The organism is Lactobacillus sp. IBH004, from assembly GCF_026185255.2.
GTDB classification, from domain to species: domain Bacteria; phylum Bacillota; class Bacilli; order Lactobacillales; family Lactobacillaceae; genus Lactobacillus; species Lactobacillus melliventris.
In genome coordinates, this window is sequence record NZ_CP110217.2 from 1,376,597 (window position 1) to 1,390,715 (window position 14,119).

General features: G+C 34.9%; 17 protein-coding genes. 3 read left to right on the forward strand and 14 right to left on the reverse strand.

The genetic code is table 11. The features are described 5' to 3' along the window. Positions 1 to 24 precede the first annotated feature (24 nt). From LDX54_RS06915 to LDX54_RS06975, 13 genes are all read right to left on the reverse strand, one after another. The gene (locus tag LDX54_RS06915) at positions 25 to 624 is read right to left on the reverse strand and encodes an ABC transporter ATP-binding protein (RefSeq protein WP_265667630.1); all 600 of its coding nucleotides are present in this window, start codon (positions 622 to 624) and stop codon (positions 25 to 27) included. Between the two features lie 9 nt (positions 625 to 633). Continuing rightward, positions 634 to 1,152 carry a hypothetical protein gene (locus tag LDX54_RS06920; protein ID WP_265667629.1) on the reverse strand — a complete coding sequence of 173 codons (519 nt, stop codon included), beginning with the start codon at positions 1,150 to 1,152 and terminating at the stop codon, positions 634 to 636. A gap of 68 nt (positions 1,153 to 1,220) precedes the next feature. Beyond that, the gene (locus LDX54_RS06925) at positions 1,221 to 2,045 is read right to left on the reverse strand and encodes a hypothetical protein (protein WP_265667628.1); all 825 of its coding nucleotides are present in this window, start codon (positions 2,043 to 2,045) and stop codon (positions 1,221 to 1,223) included. Positions 2,046 to 2,215: 170 nt separating this feature from the next. Then, the gene (locus tag LDX54_RS06930) at positions 2,216 to 3,694 is read right to left on the reverse strand and encodes a UDP-glucose--hexose-1-phosphate uridylyltransferase (RefSeq protein ID WP_265667627.1); all 1,479 of its coding nucleotides are present in this window, start codon (positions 3,692 to 3,694) and stop codon (positions 2,216 to 2,218) included. Positions 3,695 to 3,709: 15 nt separating this feature from the next. Then, on the reverse strand, positions 3,710 to 4,873 hold the full coding sequence (locus LDX54_RS06935; RefSeq protein WP_265667626.1) for a galactokinase: 1,164 nt from the start codon (positions 4,871 to 4,873) through the stop codon (positions 3,710 to 3,712). Between the two features lie 140 nt (positions 4,874 to 5,013). Then, the gene (locus LDX54_RS06940) at positions 5,014 to 5,949 is read right to left on the reverse strand and encodes an AAA family ATPase (RefSeq protein WP_265667625.1); all 936 of its coding nucleotides are present in this window, start codon (positions 5,947 to 5,949) and stop codon (positions 5,014 to 5,016) included. Between the two features lie 85 nt (positions 5,950 to 6,034). Further along, positions 6,035 to 6,715 carry a 2,3-diphosphoglycerate-dependent phosphoglycerate mutase gene (locus LDX54_RS06945; protein WP_265667624.1) on the reverse strand — a complete coding sequence of 227 codons (681 nt, stop codon included), beginning with the start codon at positions 6,713 to 6,715 and terminating at the stop codon, positions 6,035 to 6,037. A gap of 1 nt (position 6,716) precedes the next feature. Continuing rightward, positions 6,717 to 6,896: a hypothetical protein gene (locus tag LDX54_RS06950; protein ID WP_265667647.1), complete on the reverse strand. Its 180-nt coding sequence runs from the start codon at positions 6,894 to 6,896 to the stop codon at positions 6,717 to 6,719. A 14-nt stretch (positions 6,897 to 6,910) separates the two neighbouring features. Continuing rightward, positions 6,911 to 7,792, reverse strand: a complete 882-nt coding sequence (locus LDX54_RS06955) for a cation diffusion facilitator family transporter (RefSeq protein WP_265667623.1) — start codon at positions 7,790 to 7,792, stop codon at positions 6,911 to 6,913. A 53-nt stretch (positions 7,793 to 7,845) separates the two neighbouring features. Then, a complete protein-coding gene (locus LDX54_RS06960; protein ID WP_046325304.1) occupies positions 7,846 to 8,526 on the reverse strand; it encodes a histidine phosphatase family protein in 681 nt (226 codons plus the stop codon). A 34-nt stretch (positions 8,527 to 8,560) separates the two neighbouring features. After that, positions 8,561 to 9,322 carry a sulfite exporter TauE/SafE family protein gene (locus LDX54_RS06965; protein ID WP_265667622.1) on the reverse strand — a complete coding sequence of 254 codons (762 nt, stop codon included), beginning with the start codon at positions 9,320 to 9,322 and terminating at the stop codon, positions 8,561 to 8,563. Between the two features lie 250 nt (positions 9,323 to 9,572). Further along, positions 9,573 to 10,208, reverse strand: a complete 636-nt coding sequence (locus LDX54_RS06970) for an SdpI family protein (RefSeq protein ID WP_265667621.1) — start codon at positions 10,206 to 10,208, stop codon at positions 9,573 to 9,575. After that, a complete protein-coding gene (locus tag LDX54_RS06975) occupies positions 10,195 to 10,473 on the reverse strand; it encodes an autorepressor SdpR family transcription factor (protein WP_034980372.1) in 279 nt (92 codons plus the stop codon). Before LDX54_RS06975 ends, LDX54_RS06970 begins: the two co-directional genes overlap by 14 nt. Positions 10,474 to 10,730: 257 nt before the next feature. On the opposite strand from LDX54_RS06975, the gene LDX54_RS06980 reads away from it, so the two are divergent. The 3 genes from LDX54_RS06980 to LDX54_RS06990 all read left to right on the forward strand — a co-directional run bounded on the left by LDX54_RS06980 (position 10,731) and on the right by LDX54_RS06990 (position 13,224). Beyond that, positions 10,731 to 11,387, forward strand: a complete 657-nt coding sequence (locus tag LDX54_RS06980; RefSeq protein WP_265667646.1) for an HAD family hydrolase — start codon at positions 10,731 to 10,733, stop codon at positions 11,385 to 11,387. A gap of 36 nt (positions 11,388 to 11,423) precedes the next feature. Further along, entirely contained in the window at positions 11,424 to 12,008 is a 585-nt protein-coding gene (locus LDX54_RS06985) for a DJ-1 family glyoxalase III (protein ID WP_265667619.1), read from the forward strand. A 181-nt stretch (positions 12,009 to 12,189) separates the two neighbouring features. After that, positions 12,190 to 13,224 (forward strand): linear amide C-N hydrolase, encoded by a 1,035-nt coding sequence (locus tag LDX54_RS06990; protein WP_265667618.1) that lies wholly within the window; start codon positions 12,190 to 12,192, stop codon positions 13,222 to 13,224. A gap of 204 nt (positions 13,225 to 13,428) precedes the next feature. Here the strand turns inward: LDX54_RS06990 and LDX54_RS06995 are convergent, their stop codons facing one another. Beyond that, positions 13,429 to 14,076: a hypothetical protein gene (locus LDX54_RS06995; protein ID WP_174794993.1), complete on the reverse strand. Its 648-nt coding sequence runs from the start codon at positions 14,074 to 14,076 to the stop codon at positions 13,429 to 13,431. Between the last annotated feature and the right edge of the window lie 43 nt (positions 14,077 to 14,119).

Below are 14,119 nucleotides of genomic sequence, written 5' to 3' on the forward strand. Positions count from 1 at the left end.
TTTGAATAAATATTTAAAGCTATTTTATTCTTCTTGCAGTGTTCCATGATGCAATATGAATCGACGATCATATTTAAGCTCACTAATTTGATCATGGCTGGCAACCACTATAGTTTTATTTTGCTTTTTCAATTTTTTTAGCATAGCTACAAATAAACCAACGCTCTCTTGATCAATTCCACGTGTCGGCTCATCAAGCAAAATAATATTTTGGTTTTCCATCACAGCCTGGATGATGCCCACCTTTTGCCTCATTCCAACAGAATACTTGACTATGGGTTCCGGATCGTCAGGATCAAGCATAAAGTACTGTAGTAAAGCCCTAACTTCTTTCTCATTAAAGCGCTTGTTAAGATTAGCCAGAAAATGAAGGTTAGACATGGCTGACTCATATTCCAAAAAATTGGGATTTTCAATTAATGCCCCAACAATATCATTTTCATCCAGCTTAATTTCACCGCTGTCAGCCTTTAACAAGCCGGTAATAATCTTAAAAATGGTAGACTTTCCAGAACCATTAATACCTGAAATATGAATTAGTTCTCCTGGCTTAGCTGTCAAAGATACGCTTTTTAAAACCAGCTTCTGACCAAATGACTTTTTTATCTGCTTAAGCTCTAACATTATTTCTCCTTAAAAGCCACCATAAATTTCATGAACAGCTCGATATAACTCGTCATACACGAGACTGTAATTTATTAAAATATTTTTCTCAATATAGTAGTGATAAATTAAGTCTATGATTATCGCCATTAGCAATAATAAATAAGGCCTATGCCAGTTATAGCCACCAACTAACAGCCAAAGTAGAAGCAAAAAAACCAGCACGTGTAGTAGTATGAGTTCAATGCCCACAATTGGGTTACCAAATTTAAATATGGGATAATCAGTTAAAAAATACGGGACAAATAGTCCCAGTAAAAATATTAAGCAATAAATTGCAGCCAGTAACATTAAGTGAAATGTCATCCACTTGTTCTTTTTTCTCACCGTCACAAATACTTTGATGTTACGAAAAGTAAGTATCTGCTTATAAAATAGCAAGAAGACCGCTGGCTGCAAATACAGTGATACCATGTGAAAATTGAGATATTCGTTTGGCAATTCCATGGTTTCTGGTGAACCTGTTTTTATAAGTAAAATGCTCCCCATTAATCCTATCAAAAATATGATGAAACCAATTAAAACAAGTCTGCAGGATATTCTTTTTAAGCGCATAATTAGCCCAGCTTTCTTTTCTGCTGCCACAATTTAATTAAGTAAGCAGCAAGTGACAGATAAACCAATGCCACTACTATAAAAAGCAAATATGAATTAATCGGTGGCAAGCGAGAACCTAGCGCAAACTGTCCCGGTGCAAGTACAGCAAATGGAAACCACAAATACGAGAGAAAGAGCAAAAATTCATTGCCCAGTGATATTATGAATGACAATAAGGTTAAACCCAGCCCTACACACGGGCCCAAAACTAGATAAATACTATTTTTTGATACAAACAGACCAATACTGAAAATTAAAACAGCAAAAATACCCCAGCCAATAGCAGATAATATAACATACGAACATAAGTCAATTAGTTGGTTAGTGGAAAAATATCCTGGTCTGGCACCAATGTATAATTTGATAGGTCTGGTTTTAAAGAAAAAGGGATAATAAAATAAGTTAATTAATGCTAACTGGTAAAGATTAGTTATTAAAGAAAATACTACACCAATAATAAACGAGCGAATAATCCCTGCTTTGATAAAACCATGATATCCAATTCTTTGCTGGACAGCGCTAAACATATTATTATTTTTAAAATAGATTAAGAGACCAGCTCCAAAGACAGATACCAAGGCCAACAAAATAACTAAATTTATAATATTTTCGTTCCAACCATTAGGCTGAATTGAAAAGAAAAGCATAACAGAAATGTCAACTGCTTTGCCCTTTAATGGTATTAATCCTGCTTCAGATTTAGCGGCTATAAAAAACTGCCAGGTAATCATAAAAAAATAAATAATTAGAAAAATAAGAACAAATTTTTGGGTTCGTTTTAGCATTAGCAGAAGTCCTCTTAACAAATATGTCTTTGAATACTATATCATGTATAATATTAATTATAAACTAAAATAGTATGCCAAAAAAGTTAAGAAAAAACTAATTTTTCCCTATTAAAAAATGCTCTTATTGTTGCCTTTATTCATATGATTACTTAAATAAAATTAAAAACTTAACATAGACCAACTTTCTTAGCAAAACGCATAAAAGCGGCTTTACCTTCTGCAGTTTGCTTGAAAACCCCCGCGTCTTCTAAAACGCGTGCAAAAACAAGACCTAATTCTTTTTGTAGAATTTGATCCACATTTGCATTAGTGATTTCATACTTACTGCTAATTTCCTTAGCCCAGTCAAGATGCATTGGTGCAATATTGTTAGATTGGTTAAGCAAAAACTTTTTTACCTCAAGCAACTCGGGCTTCAAGCGTGGCGGAAAAACTGCTAATCCCATTACTTCAATTAAGCCGATATTTTCTTTTTTAATGTGCTGGACATCAGCATGGGGATGAAAAATTCCATCAGGATATTTATCTGAAGTTTGATTGTCCCTTAAAACTAAATCAAGTTCATAAGTTTGTCCATGTAAACGAGCAATTGGGGTAATAGTATGGTGAGGGGTATTGTCTGTAAATGCCCGAACTGCTACTTTTTCATCACTATATTTTTGCCAGTTTATTAAAATTTTGTTTGCTAAATTGATTAAGCTATTTTTATTTAGACCACGTAAACGGATCACAGACATAGGCCACTTGACAATACCTGCTTCTACATCATCAAATCCCTTAAAGTTAAGTTTTTTATCAATTGGTGCTTTTTCCATCGGAAAGCGATGCTTGCCACCCTGATAATGTTCGTGCGCTAAAATCGAGCCGCCTACGATTGGCAAATCCGCATTGCTACCAACAAAATAACCTGGGAATTTAGCAACAATTTCCAGCAAATTGGCAAAAGTTTGTTTATTGATTACCATTGGCTCATGCTTTGGCGCTAAGAAAATGCAGTGCTCATTAAAATACGCATAAGGGGAATATTGAAAGCCCCAAGTTTCATCTCCTAAATGAAAGCGAATGATACGGTGATTGGTACGCGCAGGATAATTTACATGACCGAGGTAGCCCTCATTCTCCATACACAACTGACACTTTGGGTATGACTTTACTTTAGCATTCTTGGCTGCTGCAATTTCTTTAGGATCTTTTTCCGGTTTGGAAAGATTAATCGTAATTTCTAGATCGCCGTATTTACTTGCAGCTGTAAAATAAATATTTTTTGCAATAGCTCTAGTTTTAATATAATCACTATCTTTACCCATTTGGTAAAAATCAGCTATTGCTTTTTGTGGTGAACGCTCATAAGTTTGCCAAAAGTCGTGGTTAACAATGCTTGGTCTGGGGACAATCAAATTCATTAATTGTGCATCAAGTACATCCCTAGCGGAATTATTAGCTGGGCACTTTCCTGAATTTTGAGCAGCTTGAATCAACTCGTCTTTAAGATCCAGTAGATCTTCCTTATTGGTAGTTACTTTTCTTGCCTCATCACCAACAAGGGCCAAAATTCTATTTCTCAAATAAATACGATCAAGTTCTGTAAAATCGCTGTGGGCAATAATTTGCGTAATGAATTTTTCAATTAGATTCGTTTTATCCATCTCAACTTTCCAATATTATAAAACTTTTGTACCATCAGCAGTGTCTGCAATATAAAATGAAGGTAAATAGCCAATTTCTTCTTGATAAATATCAGCGACATTTTTTTCAAAAGCTTCAACTTTATTTTTGGCAACCAAAGCTATCGCACAGCCGCCAAAGCCAGCACCAGTCATTCTTGCACCCAAAACTCCAGGTTGCTTCCAGGCAGTATGAACCAATGTATCAAGTTCTTTACCCGTCACTTCATAGTCATATTCTAAAGAGACGTGTGAGGCATTCATTAGGTGACCAAACTCATTTAAATCACCCTTTTGCAGTGCTTTTTCAGCGTTTAATGTGCGTTCATTTTCCCAGACTGCGTGACGGCAGCGTTTCAGCAGGTTTTCTGTTGGCAAAAGATAACTATTCTCATCAAAAGTTAAATTATCCAATTCACCCAGCGACTGAATTGACAGTTTCTCCTGCAAAAAGTGCAGACCCTTTTCGCATTCTGCTCTACGTTCATTATATTTTGAGTCTGCTAAGGTCCTCTTCTTGTTCGTATTCATAATAACAATGACATTATCCTTTAAGTCAAGGGGTACTAACTCAGACTCCACCTTTTCAGTATCAAGCAGAATGGCGTGATCTTTTTTACTCATAGCAACTGCATATTGATCCATAATGCCAGAATTGACGCCAATAAAGTCATTTTCGGTTTTGACTCCCAGCTTGACGATTTCTAACTTAGAAAAAGTTAGTTTAAACTGATCCTGCAATAAAATGCCAATTAACATTTCTAAGGCTGCAGACGAAGATAATCCGGCACCATCAGGAATATTACCATTAATATAAATATTAAGACCATGATCAATCTTTGCCCCATCTTCGAGCATAAAATGAAGCATCCCTTTTGCGTAGTTTGCCCATGAATCTTCCTTTGCAAACTGCAGCTGGCGCATATCAGTTTCTACTACGCCCATATCGGCAAAATTAGCAGAATAAAAGCAAAATCTTTCATCAGTCCGCGGACTGGCTGCACCATAAATTCCTAAAGATATTGCACAGGGGAACACATGACCTCCATTATAATCAGTGTGCTCACCAATTAAGTTAATTCTACCAGGCGAAAAATAACAGCCGGTTGGTTCTTGGTGATAAATTTTACTAAATTCTTGCTTGAGTTCTTTAATTTTCATTTGTATCCATTTCCTTTTAAAAGCGCTATCAACATACTGACAATTAAATTATACTTCATTATAATTTACCAGCAAGGCTTAAAAAGGAATTCTCAATATTAAAAAAGAGTTTCGTTTGGTCGAAACTCTTTTCAAGGCTATTACCAGATATGTAATAATCTATCCGGATGTAATTTACATAAATTGAATTGATGCACATGCTGCGGCCGGCTTTGGGGAAATTGCTCCAAAAAATCAGCCGGATTAGCTAGTCCCGTAGAATATGACCAAACACTTTTAACCTTTTTAATAGGATCAAGCATTTCATTTCTAATCGGATACGCAGAAATCAAAAAATGTTTGTGATGAAATTTGAATACAAAAAACGGTAAGCGAAACTGATTGACAACTTCATCCTTGGTTTTCCCAATTGTAACTACATTACGATATGTACCATACTTTTCTGTAAATAAATCATTAAAAGAAAAATAAAAATTGGAAATATGCACATGAGGAAAGTTCTCTTCTGTAACTTTATCAGGAATTGCGATGACGTGAGCAAAATGATCCAAATTACTTTCCTTTTGCGATAATGCTTTACCTAACTGATTAGGGCTTATCACATGCGCCCACTCAGGCACATCAAAGTTATCTTGATATGATAAAAACATTTCCCTAATCACATTAGGCTTAACCCAATCATACTGTCTGCGAATTTCATTACGATTCAATAAATTTCGCAAAGTTTTATGATACATTAAATCAACGACAAATAACTCATAATGATAACGCTCGACCCAGGGTTGATAATGTTCGATGTTTTCCGTAAAAATATGCGTACTATCTACAATAACTGTTTCGCCGCGTTTCATTTTTTCTTCTACGAGGTAATCCACCACTTTTTCCGTTTGCTCGTTTGCATAACGGGGAATAACTTGATGTAAGCAATCTGTTTCTTCTTCATAATAATAGGTTAGATTCGCCAATAACAATCTGATCTGATCACGACTAATTGCATATGGCTGTAAGTGATGACGAGAAATAAATGAAGATTTACCAGAGCCGGGTGCGCCTCGTAATAAAAATATTTTACGCATGCCTCTACTCCAAACTAAAAATGTAAAATTTAAATGATATCGTATTAAATTTTAACATATAATTGCAGAAATCCTTACTATTGAACTAAAAGCTGCGTAAAATCTTTTTATCAATAATTTTTAAATGTTGATCAAAAGTATAAATTATGGGCTCTGCATTTGGCACCTCAAGCTTGATAATATCGTGATCATTGATATTCTCCAATTTTTTAATTAATGCGCGCAAACTTGAACCATGAGCCACGACTAATTGATCCTCACCCATTTTTAACCTGGTGGCTACGTTATCTTGATAATAAGGTAAAACTCTCTTTTGTGTCTGATAAAGACTTTCAGCTCTTGGCAAGAGGTGAAAGTCGCAGCTAGAATAGCGTCTTGAAGTCACTTTTTCACCCAAAGGAGGAACAGCGTAAAAGCCACGTCGCCATTCTAACACTTGCTGTTTACCAAATATTTTGCGTGACTCATCTTTATTTATTCCACGCAATTTGCCATAATGTCTTTCGTTTAAACGCCAAGTTTTAGTAATAGGTAAATATAAAAAATGACAAATATCAGCTACTATATTAGCTGTCACAATTGCTCGAGTTAAAACAGAAGTATGGATATGAGTGGGCTTAAAATCGGTAATTTCCTTAATCAAATTGCCGGCGGATTCTGCTTGTTTTCGTCCTTTAACAGTTAAACCAACATCATTCCAGCCAGTATATACATTAGACTTATTGGCTGTACTTTCACCATGTCTTAACAATACCAACTTAACCATTTTACTTTGCCCAGTGCATTATGATTAAAATCAAACCACTAATAGTAAAAATGATGCCTAATATCATAAAAGGAGTTACTCCTCGATTATGATTGCGGTACCGTCTGTTATAAGCGTAGGCAATATCATATAAGCCGACTATCAAAACGATAACAGCAGTAAAAATACTAATTTTCAAAATTATCTTTCTCCTACTTACTCTCGATCAGTTACAATCATTTTATCATTTTTTCCGCGTTCACATTCAACTTGAAAATTAATATGGTTAATACCTAATTTTTGCAATTTTGCGCTAATTTCTTGAGTCAATAATTCGAACTTTTTAGCAGTCAAATCAGGATCAACATTAACGTGCGCATCAAGCATGATATAACGATCGCTATAACGCCACAGATGTACATGATGCATGTTTTTTATTTCGGGAAATGATAAAACAATTCTATTAATTTCTTCCAAATCAATATCGGGATTGGATTCCATCAAGATATTTGCTGCTTTGCCGGTTATTTCACAAGCTTCATGAAACACAAAAACTGAAACCAGTAAGGTCATTAAGGGATCAATCCAGCTAATGTGCCAGTAGTAAATAAAAATAGCACCTATTACCACTGCTACGCTTGAAAGAGCATCACTCAGCATATGCATAAATGTAGAGCGCACATTTAAATTCTGCTCGCTACCTTGATTCATCACGAGCATTGAAATTACATTTGACACGAGTCCAATAATGGCAACGATGAGCATAACGCCACCACTAATTTTGGTAGGTGTCCAAAATCTTTCAATCGCTTCTATAAATAGGACGATACTGATTAATATTAAGATAATACCATTGGTAAAAGCAGCCAAAGTTTCAGCTCTCTCATAACCAAAAGTTTTGTTCCTATTATTGCGCCTATTGCTGATAATGTGAGCTACAAACGAAATGATTATTGCACCAACATCACTAAGATTATGAACAGCGTCTGACAATAAGGATAAAGACCCTGAAACAAATCCGCCAATAAATTCAGCAACTGTAATAACAACATTCAACCCAGTTACATACGCAAATTTCTTTGTAGTGTGATCCTTCATAAATTTCCTTTCAATGCCTAAGGGCGAAAAAAGTCCTACTTTTAAGCAGGACTTTACATATCTTCAGCATTTATATTATAATCTATAATTTCAAAATTGCCATCTTCACGAAGTATTCCCCGAGTTACACTACCATTATTGGGAAAATTAATATCATGAAGACCGTCACTCTGATTCCAATATTTAATTGCCAGGGTTTTTAAAAAATCACCATGAGAAACTAACAAAACTCTCTTTTCATTTTTAGTTAACTCATGAAGAACATTAATCGCCCTTACCATTCGTTCATCCAGTTCTTTTTTATTTTCAGCTAAATGACGTGGATCGGCCTTTTTGGTTGCTTCGCGAAACTCATAAATACCAACTTGATTGATAATTTTGGTTACATCTGTTTGTGGTCCAACGCCTGCTGCCAGTGCAACCTGTCTCCATGTATCTTCAATATCATCACCTTCAAAAGAACCAAAAAATACTTCCCGAAATTCAGGTAATTTTTTTATTTTACCGATTTCTGAAACTTGATTGGCATCTTTCATCAGGTGAACTGTATCAATTGCACGTTTTAAATCAGAAGAATACATATTGTCAAAATGAACTTGACTTAAAGCTCGCGCAGTAATCTTCAGATCATTAATTCCTTTAACCGTTAAGGGAGAATCACACCATCCTTGAACTTTGTTTAACTGGTTAAACATTGTTTCGCCGTGGCGGACAAAATAAATTTCCGTTGCCAATTTGCATTCTCCTTCCTTTATAACGTGTTTTAAACTATAACATATATGCTTTGTAAAAGAAATACCCAGCTTGAATAAAAGCTAAAGTTGCAATAAAGATGCGGACATATTTGGCCGGAACTTTGCGCAAGACATCCATTCCCAAATAGCCACCTATAAACATGCCGATAGCAAGAGGAATAGCCTGCAGCCAATATATACGCGAAGTAAAAATAAAGACAATTAGTGCTACCAGATTGGCCAGGCCGCAGATGACATTTTTGATTGCATTAACGACAATAAACTTTTCATCAGTAATATAAGTTAATAAAACCAGCACAATTACTCCGCCGGCTGCTCCAAAATAGCCAGTGTAAACGCCCATACCTAATAATGCAGCAATATAAAAAATTTCCTGCCACAGTGGTCTTTTATGCGGCTCTAAACTATGATGCTTACCTGAAACAATTACTAAAACACCCGAACCAGCAATAAAAATTGGTACCACTTTTTCAAAAACACTCGATGGGAAAGCTAATAATAAACGACAGCCAATTAAAGAACCTACAACCGTAAATATCGAGTAAAAGGCAACTTGGTGCCAATGTCCTTTAAGTTCCTTTGTCGAAGAAATAGTAGAACCAATACTAGTCCAAATCAAGGCAGCATCATTTGTGACATTGGCATAAACTGGTGGAATACCAACAGCTAGTAATACCGGATATGAAGCAAGAGAAGCCATTGAAGCTACTGACGACAACAAGCCACTGGCCACGCCTCCAATTAAGATAAAAATTACTAAAAAAATAGCTGCCATTCAAACTAACTCCCTTTTTAAAGTTAATTTCTATTATAATGCTCTTGAAAAATAATTTAAGCAGGTATTTTAATTCTGACCAATTGTCTATTTAATAATGAAATTGGCTTTAACAAATTAGTCTTTAACTAATAATTACTGAAACATACAGTTTTTGCACGCAAAAAGAATTAACTTTAGTCGATAATAAAGTCAATTCTTCTCTAAATAAATATTTTGTTTTAAATTCATCTCTCAGTATCTTAGTTACTTAATACCCTTTCTTACTCAATAAATATGAGTAAGAAGTTGGAATCAAAATAACCAAAATAGTAACAGCTATAATCATCCAATACATTTCCCAATAAGAAGTTAGAAGCAGAAAAATGCCGCTGATAAAAAAGATCCATCCGGCAAATCTGTGTGTTTTACGCCAATTTTCCGTATTATTCAAAGTCCATGGTAATCTAATGCCAACGACATGATTGGGACTAACTTTAGGCAGATAATTACCAAAAATAATAAAGAACAGTCCCAAAAAAGCACTAAGCATAAAGGAGCCTTTTACTTTATGACCCAGTGCATAGGCATAAAGTGACAGATTTACGATATTAGTAATAACAGGAACAAGCCAAAGGGTAATATTAACTATCTTAAAATCAAGATTTTTGGTTTCTTTTTGATTGTGTAATATAAAAAAAACCATTATTTGAAGCATAATTCCCAAAAAAGGCAGACCAATAATAACCCATAATTTATTGCTAAAAGCATTTGGCATATCAGTCATCCCAAAGTGTGTGGCCATTTTTTGCGGCAAACGATTATATAAAAATGCTCCGGTCAAAATTGGAAATAAGATTAGCAGAAGCGAGATTAATTCTGTTTGACGAATACTATTCTTTTTCATCATGATCTCCTTTCAGATCAACAAGCCAACCCATAATTTCTTCTATAATAGAAGTATTTAGCGAATAATAAATAAAGTTTTTTTCGTGTTCCTCTTCAATTAAATCAGCCTTTTTCAGCATATTAAGGTGGTAGGAAATAGTAGCTTTAGTCATATTAAAATGATTAGCAATATCTCCTGCCGACATTGGTCCATTTTTTAAAAGCTGCAATATTTTGCGGCGCACTGGATCTGACAAGGCCTTAAAACTAGACTCAAAGCTCACATTAGTTTCCTTTCTATTTAGACAAATATCTAATTAGATATTTATCTAAATAGTATCACAATTTTTACAAAAAACAATAATTTTTAACATGTTAATCAAAAATCCTTGAACTACAGTAAAAATAATAAAACTATTCAGGTGGCTGTGTGAGAACTCAGCAAATGATGCGTAAAAACTTGTTCATAAATATTTGTCTTTAATTTAGCTTAGCTAATCGTTATAATGCAGAGGGTTAGTTAATGAAAGGAAAAGTACACTTGGCAAAATATGAAACTTTAATTTTTATTCTTGAAGGAAGCTTATTAAACGAAAAAGTTGCAGAACTAAATGCACTTAGTCAGACTTTGAAGTTGGCAGGCAGAGAATTTGGTCCAGCTCAGCGCATACAATATAACTCAGTACAGGAAAAGATTAAATTACTAGGATTTGATGAACGCATTAAATTAACTTTGCAGGAATTCTTTAAAAATGACTGGATTTCGGCGAAAGGCACTTTTGACAACCAGCTGCAAAAACAAGATCAGTTAAATAAAGATGTCTTGCCTTTTTTAGATGAGGTGAAAAACAAAGTCAACTTGATTTTGCTGACAAAAGAAAAAAAGGACGTGGCTTCATCCCGCATGCAGAGCACAGAACTATTAAATTATTTTTCCGCAGTTTATTTTAAAGATGACTTGACTAGTAAATTACCAGATAAAAAGGTTTTGACAACAATATTGCACCAGCAAAATCTGTCGCCAGCTACTTGTCTAGTGATTGGTACAAACTTAGTCGATGAAATTCAGGGTGCCGAAAATGCTAACCTAGATTCTCTTTGGCTCGCGCCCAAGAAAGTAAAAATGCCAATTAGCCCTCACCCAACCTTACATTTAAATAAATTAAGTGATTTATTATTTTACCTAGAATTAAGCTAGTTTATAATAAAGTATAAGAATTGTGAGGTAAAACAAATGAAAAAAGTAGCTGTGATTTTTGCCGATGGTTGTGAAGAAGTTGAAGGTTTAAGCGTTATTGATGTATTACGACGCTTAGGTATTCAAGCTGATATGGTTGGGCTTACTAGTACAAGGGTAAATGGTGCACACAATATCAAACTTACCTGTGATAAAACTGTTGACGATAGTCTATTGGATTATGACGTAGTAGCTCTTCCAGGTGGAACAACCGGAGCAGAAAATTTACGGGATAATAAAAAACTGGCAGATCTGATGATAAAACGGCATAACGCTAACCAATGGGATGCCGCAATGTGTGCTGCCCCCATTGCTCTTGCCCGTTATGGCGTTATAGCTGATGCTGACTACACATGTTATCCGGGTTTTGAAAAACAAACAGAAAAAGATGCACCAAGCGGTCACTTTAAGGAAGATATTACTGTAACTGATGACGAACATAAAGTCATTACTAGTCGTGGTCCGGCAACTGCTTGGGCATTTGCATATACAATTGCGGAAGCGCTGGGAATTGACACCAAGGATCTGAAAGCCGGCATGCTTTACAATTATCTTGCTGAAAATATTCAGGATAGTTTATAATTTAACACCAATAATAAAGGTGAAGCTTAACTGCTTCACCCTTTTATTTTGCCATTATGATTATTCAATACTTTACTAACTTTTTCAGTCAAAACCAGAAACAAAGCACTTAATTGCCTAGCTTTAAATAAACATGATAGAATTAAATTACACTTAAAATTTAATAACAGGAGGTATTAAAATGTGCACAACTATTGCAATCAAGTCAGATAGTGGGGACGTATTTTGGGGACGGACAATGGACTTTACCTTCGACCCCTTCAAACCAAGTGCGGATAGCAAAATGACTACATTTCCTGCAAATTATGAATTAAAAGGTTTGCACCAAAGTTGGACGACTAAATATCCATTTATGGGTATCAACGTCAATGATTCGCTTTTCTTTAACGATGGCATTAATAGTGCTGGAATCGTAGGAGATGCACAATTTTTAGAAGAGGCCTCTTGGGATACAGTAGAAAATCTTAAAAAGCGCGGATTAAAGCCAATCATTGGTGAAGAAGTTGTTGCCTATGTTTTAAGTAATTTTGGTTCTATCGCAGAAATTAAAGAAGCATTCAAACATTTAGGTCAGGAAAAAACTAATTATCCTGATTGGGAAGATGCTGACACGGGCATCCCTACTCCAATTCCAATGCATTATACCTTTAGTGATTCTAGCGGCAAAAGCGTAATCTTAGAACCAGTTAACAAGGGTGCCTTCAAAATTTATGATGGCATTGGTGTGATGACCAATAGTCCGGAATATCTTTGGCATCTTGACAATCTGCGTAATTATTTGCAGTTAACTAACCATAACTTAGGCCATCACCAAATTACTGATCAACTAGATATTAAACAAATTGAAAGTGGTTCAGGTTTGTTGGGATTACCTGGTGATTACACTGCACCATCACGTTTTGTTCGGGGAACATTTATTTCTAAATTCCTAGCACCATTTCATTCTGATCAAGGAATTCCACAATTATATAATGTTTTTAAATCCGTCATGATTCCACGGGGACTAGAACATCTTCACGAAGGTGATAACAAGTGTGATTATTCTGGTTACTGGGCAGGATATGATGTTTCAGGCAGAAGTTTATATATTCAACCTGAAGACTGCCCAACAATGACTAAGTTTGTTCTGGACCCTGACACAACGTCTAAAATCACTCAACCTATTCAACACGACTTTAAAGTATTAGAAACTAAAAGACAAAAAGCTCTAGCTTAAAATTTATTACCAGTTGATTTGAGTCATTAGTCTTTTAATTGTTCTATTTGAAACAAAATGAATCTAGGAAAAATGGCTCTTTGAAGTTAAATTAAAAAATTTTACAATTTAAAAAGACCGACAAATCAACGTTTTATTGACGTGATCTGTCAGCCTTTTTAGTTAGGTTAGAGTATTTCCTAGACTCATTTTTATAAATAATCACTATTTACCAACCAATAATGATGGATAATGTGTATAAGCTAAATCTCCTTTATAAGCAATCCAGCCTTTTATTTCCTTTATTGATTTATTGGCAATCTTTTTGTTTTGACCTTGTAACTTTCGAGCCTCATTTTTAGCAGGAATCAATGACGGCTTTTTGCCTTCAAATTGTAAATCCATGACTTTTAATTCTGCTTTGATCAATGGCTGCAAAGCTTTTTTCTTAACATTTTTATTATAAAGATCGCCATTAAAGAAGCTAACCCAGCCGTGATTTTTGCCACTTTGATCAACTATGTGCGCGAGTAATTCAACCTTACTGGTACCAAATTCAGTAATCTTAAATTTGACATTTTTATCTGCCATTTTCTCAACCCAGCTTTTGCCAAATGGTTTAGAAGTATCATTGATAACATCATTAACTGCGGGATAAACAACAGCATTCCGTGCCAATTTAAATACGTAACCTTCTTTAGCAAACCGTTTAGCTGGCGTAACGGTCATACCCGGTTCGGTTGTCCGACTAACCGCTGCTGACTTGGCGGTATCAATATTTTCAGCTTTAACTACAGTTGAATTAGCCAGCGCCGTAAAGGAAAAAAGGGTGACTGTAGAACATAAAACTGTTTTCAAATACTTGTGTTTCATTTTTTAACCTCAAAAATAAACTATAATATTAATTTGTAACAAA

What these genes read in the sequence shown, in the direction of transcription:
- LDX54_RS06915 (WP_265667630.1), bottom strand. Translation starts at nt 624, where the DNA reads ATGTTAGAGCTTAAGCAGATAAAAAAGTCATTTGGTCAGAAGCTGGTT.
- LDX54_RS06920 (WP_265667629.1), bottom strand. Translation starts at nt 1,152, where the DNA reads ATGGGGAGCATTTTACTTATAAAAACAGGTTCACCAGAAACCATGGAA.
- LDX54_RS06925 (WP_265667628.1), bottom strand. Translation starts at nt 2,045, where the DNA reads ATGCTAAAACGAACCCAAAAATTTGTTCTTATTTTTCTAATTATTTAT.
- LDX54_RS06930 (WP_265667627.1), bottom strand. Translation starts at nt 3,694, where the DNA reads ATGGATAAAACGAATCTAATTGAAAAATTCATTACGCAAATTATTGCC.
- LDX54_RS06935 (WP_265667626.1), bottom strand. Translation starts at nt 4,873, where the DNA reads ATGAAAATTAAAGAACTCAAGCAAGAATTTAGTAAAATTTATCACCAA.
- LDX54_RS06940 (WP_265667625.1), bottom strand. Translation starts at nt 5,949, where the DNA reads ATGCGTAAAATATTTTTATTACGAGGCGCACCCGGCTCTGGTAAATCT.
- LDX54_RS06945 (WP_265667624.1), bottom strand. Translation starts at nt 6,715, where the DNA reads ATGGTTAAGTTGGTATTGTTAAGACATGGTGAAAGTACAGCCAATAAG.
- LDX54_RS06955 (WP_265667623.1), bottom strand. Translation starts at nt 7,792, where the DNA reads ATGAAGGATCACACTACAAAGAAATTTGCGTATGTAACTGGGTTGAAT.
- LDX54_RS06965 (WP_265667622.1), bottom strand. Translation starts at nt 9,322, where the DNA reads ATGGCAGCTATTTTTTTAGTAATTTTTATCTTAATTGGAGGCGTGGCC.
- LDX54_RS06970 (WP_265667621.1), bottom strand. Translation starts at nt 10,208, where the DNA reads ATGAAAAAGAATAGTATTCGTCAAACAGAATTAATCTCGCTTCTGCTA.
- LDX54_RS06985 (WP_265667619.1), top strand. Translation starts at nt 11,424, where the DNA reads ATGAAAAAAGTAGCTGTGATTTTTGCCGATGGTTGTGAAGAAGTTGAA.
- LDX54_RS06990 (WP_265667618.1), top strand. Translation starts at nt 12,190, where the DNA reads ATGTGCACAACTATTGCAATCAAGTCAGATAGTGGGGACGTATTTTGG.
- LDX54_RS06995 (WP_174794993.1), bottom strand. Translation starts at nt 14,076, where the DNA reads ATGAAACACAAGTATTTGAAAACAGTTTTATGTTCTACAGTCACCCTT.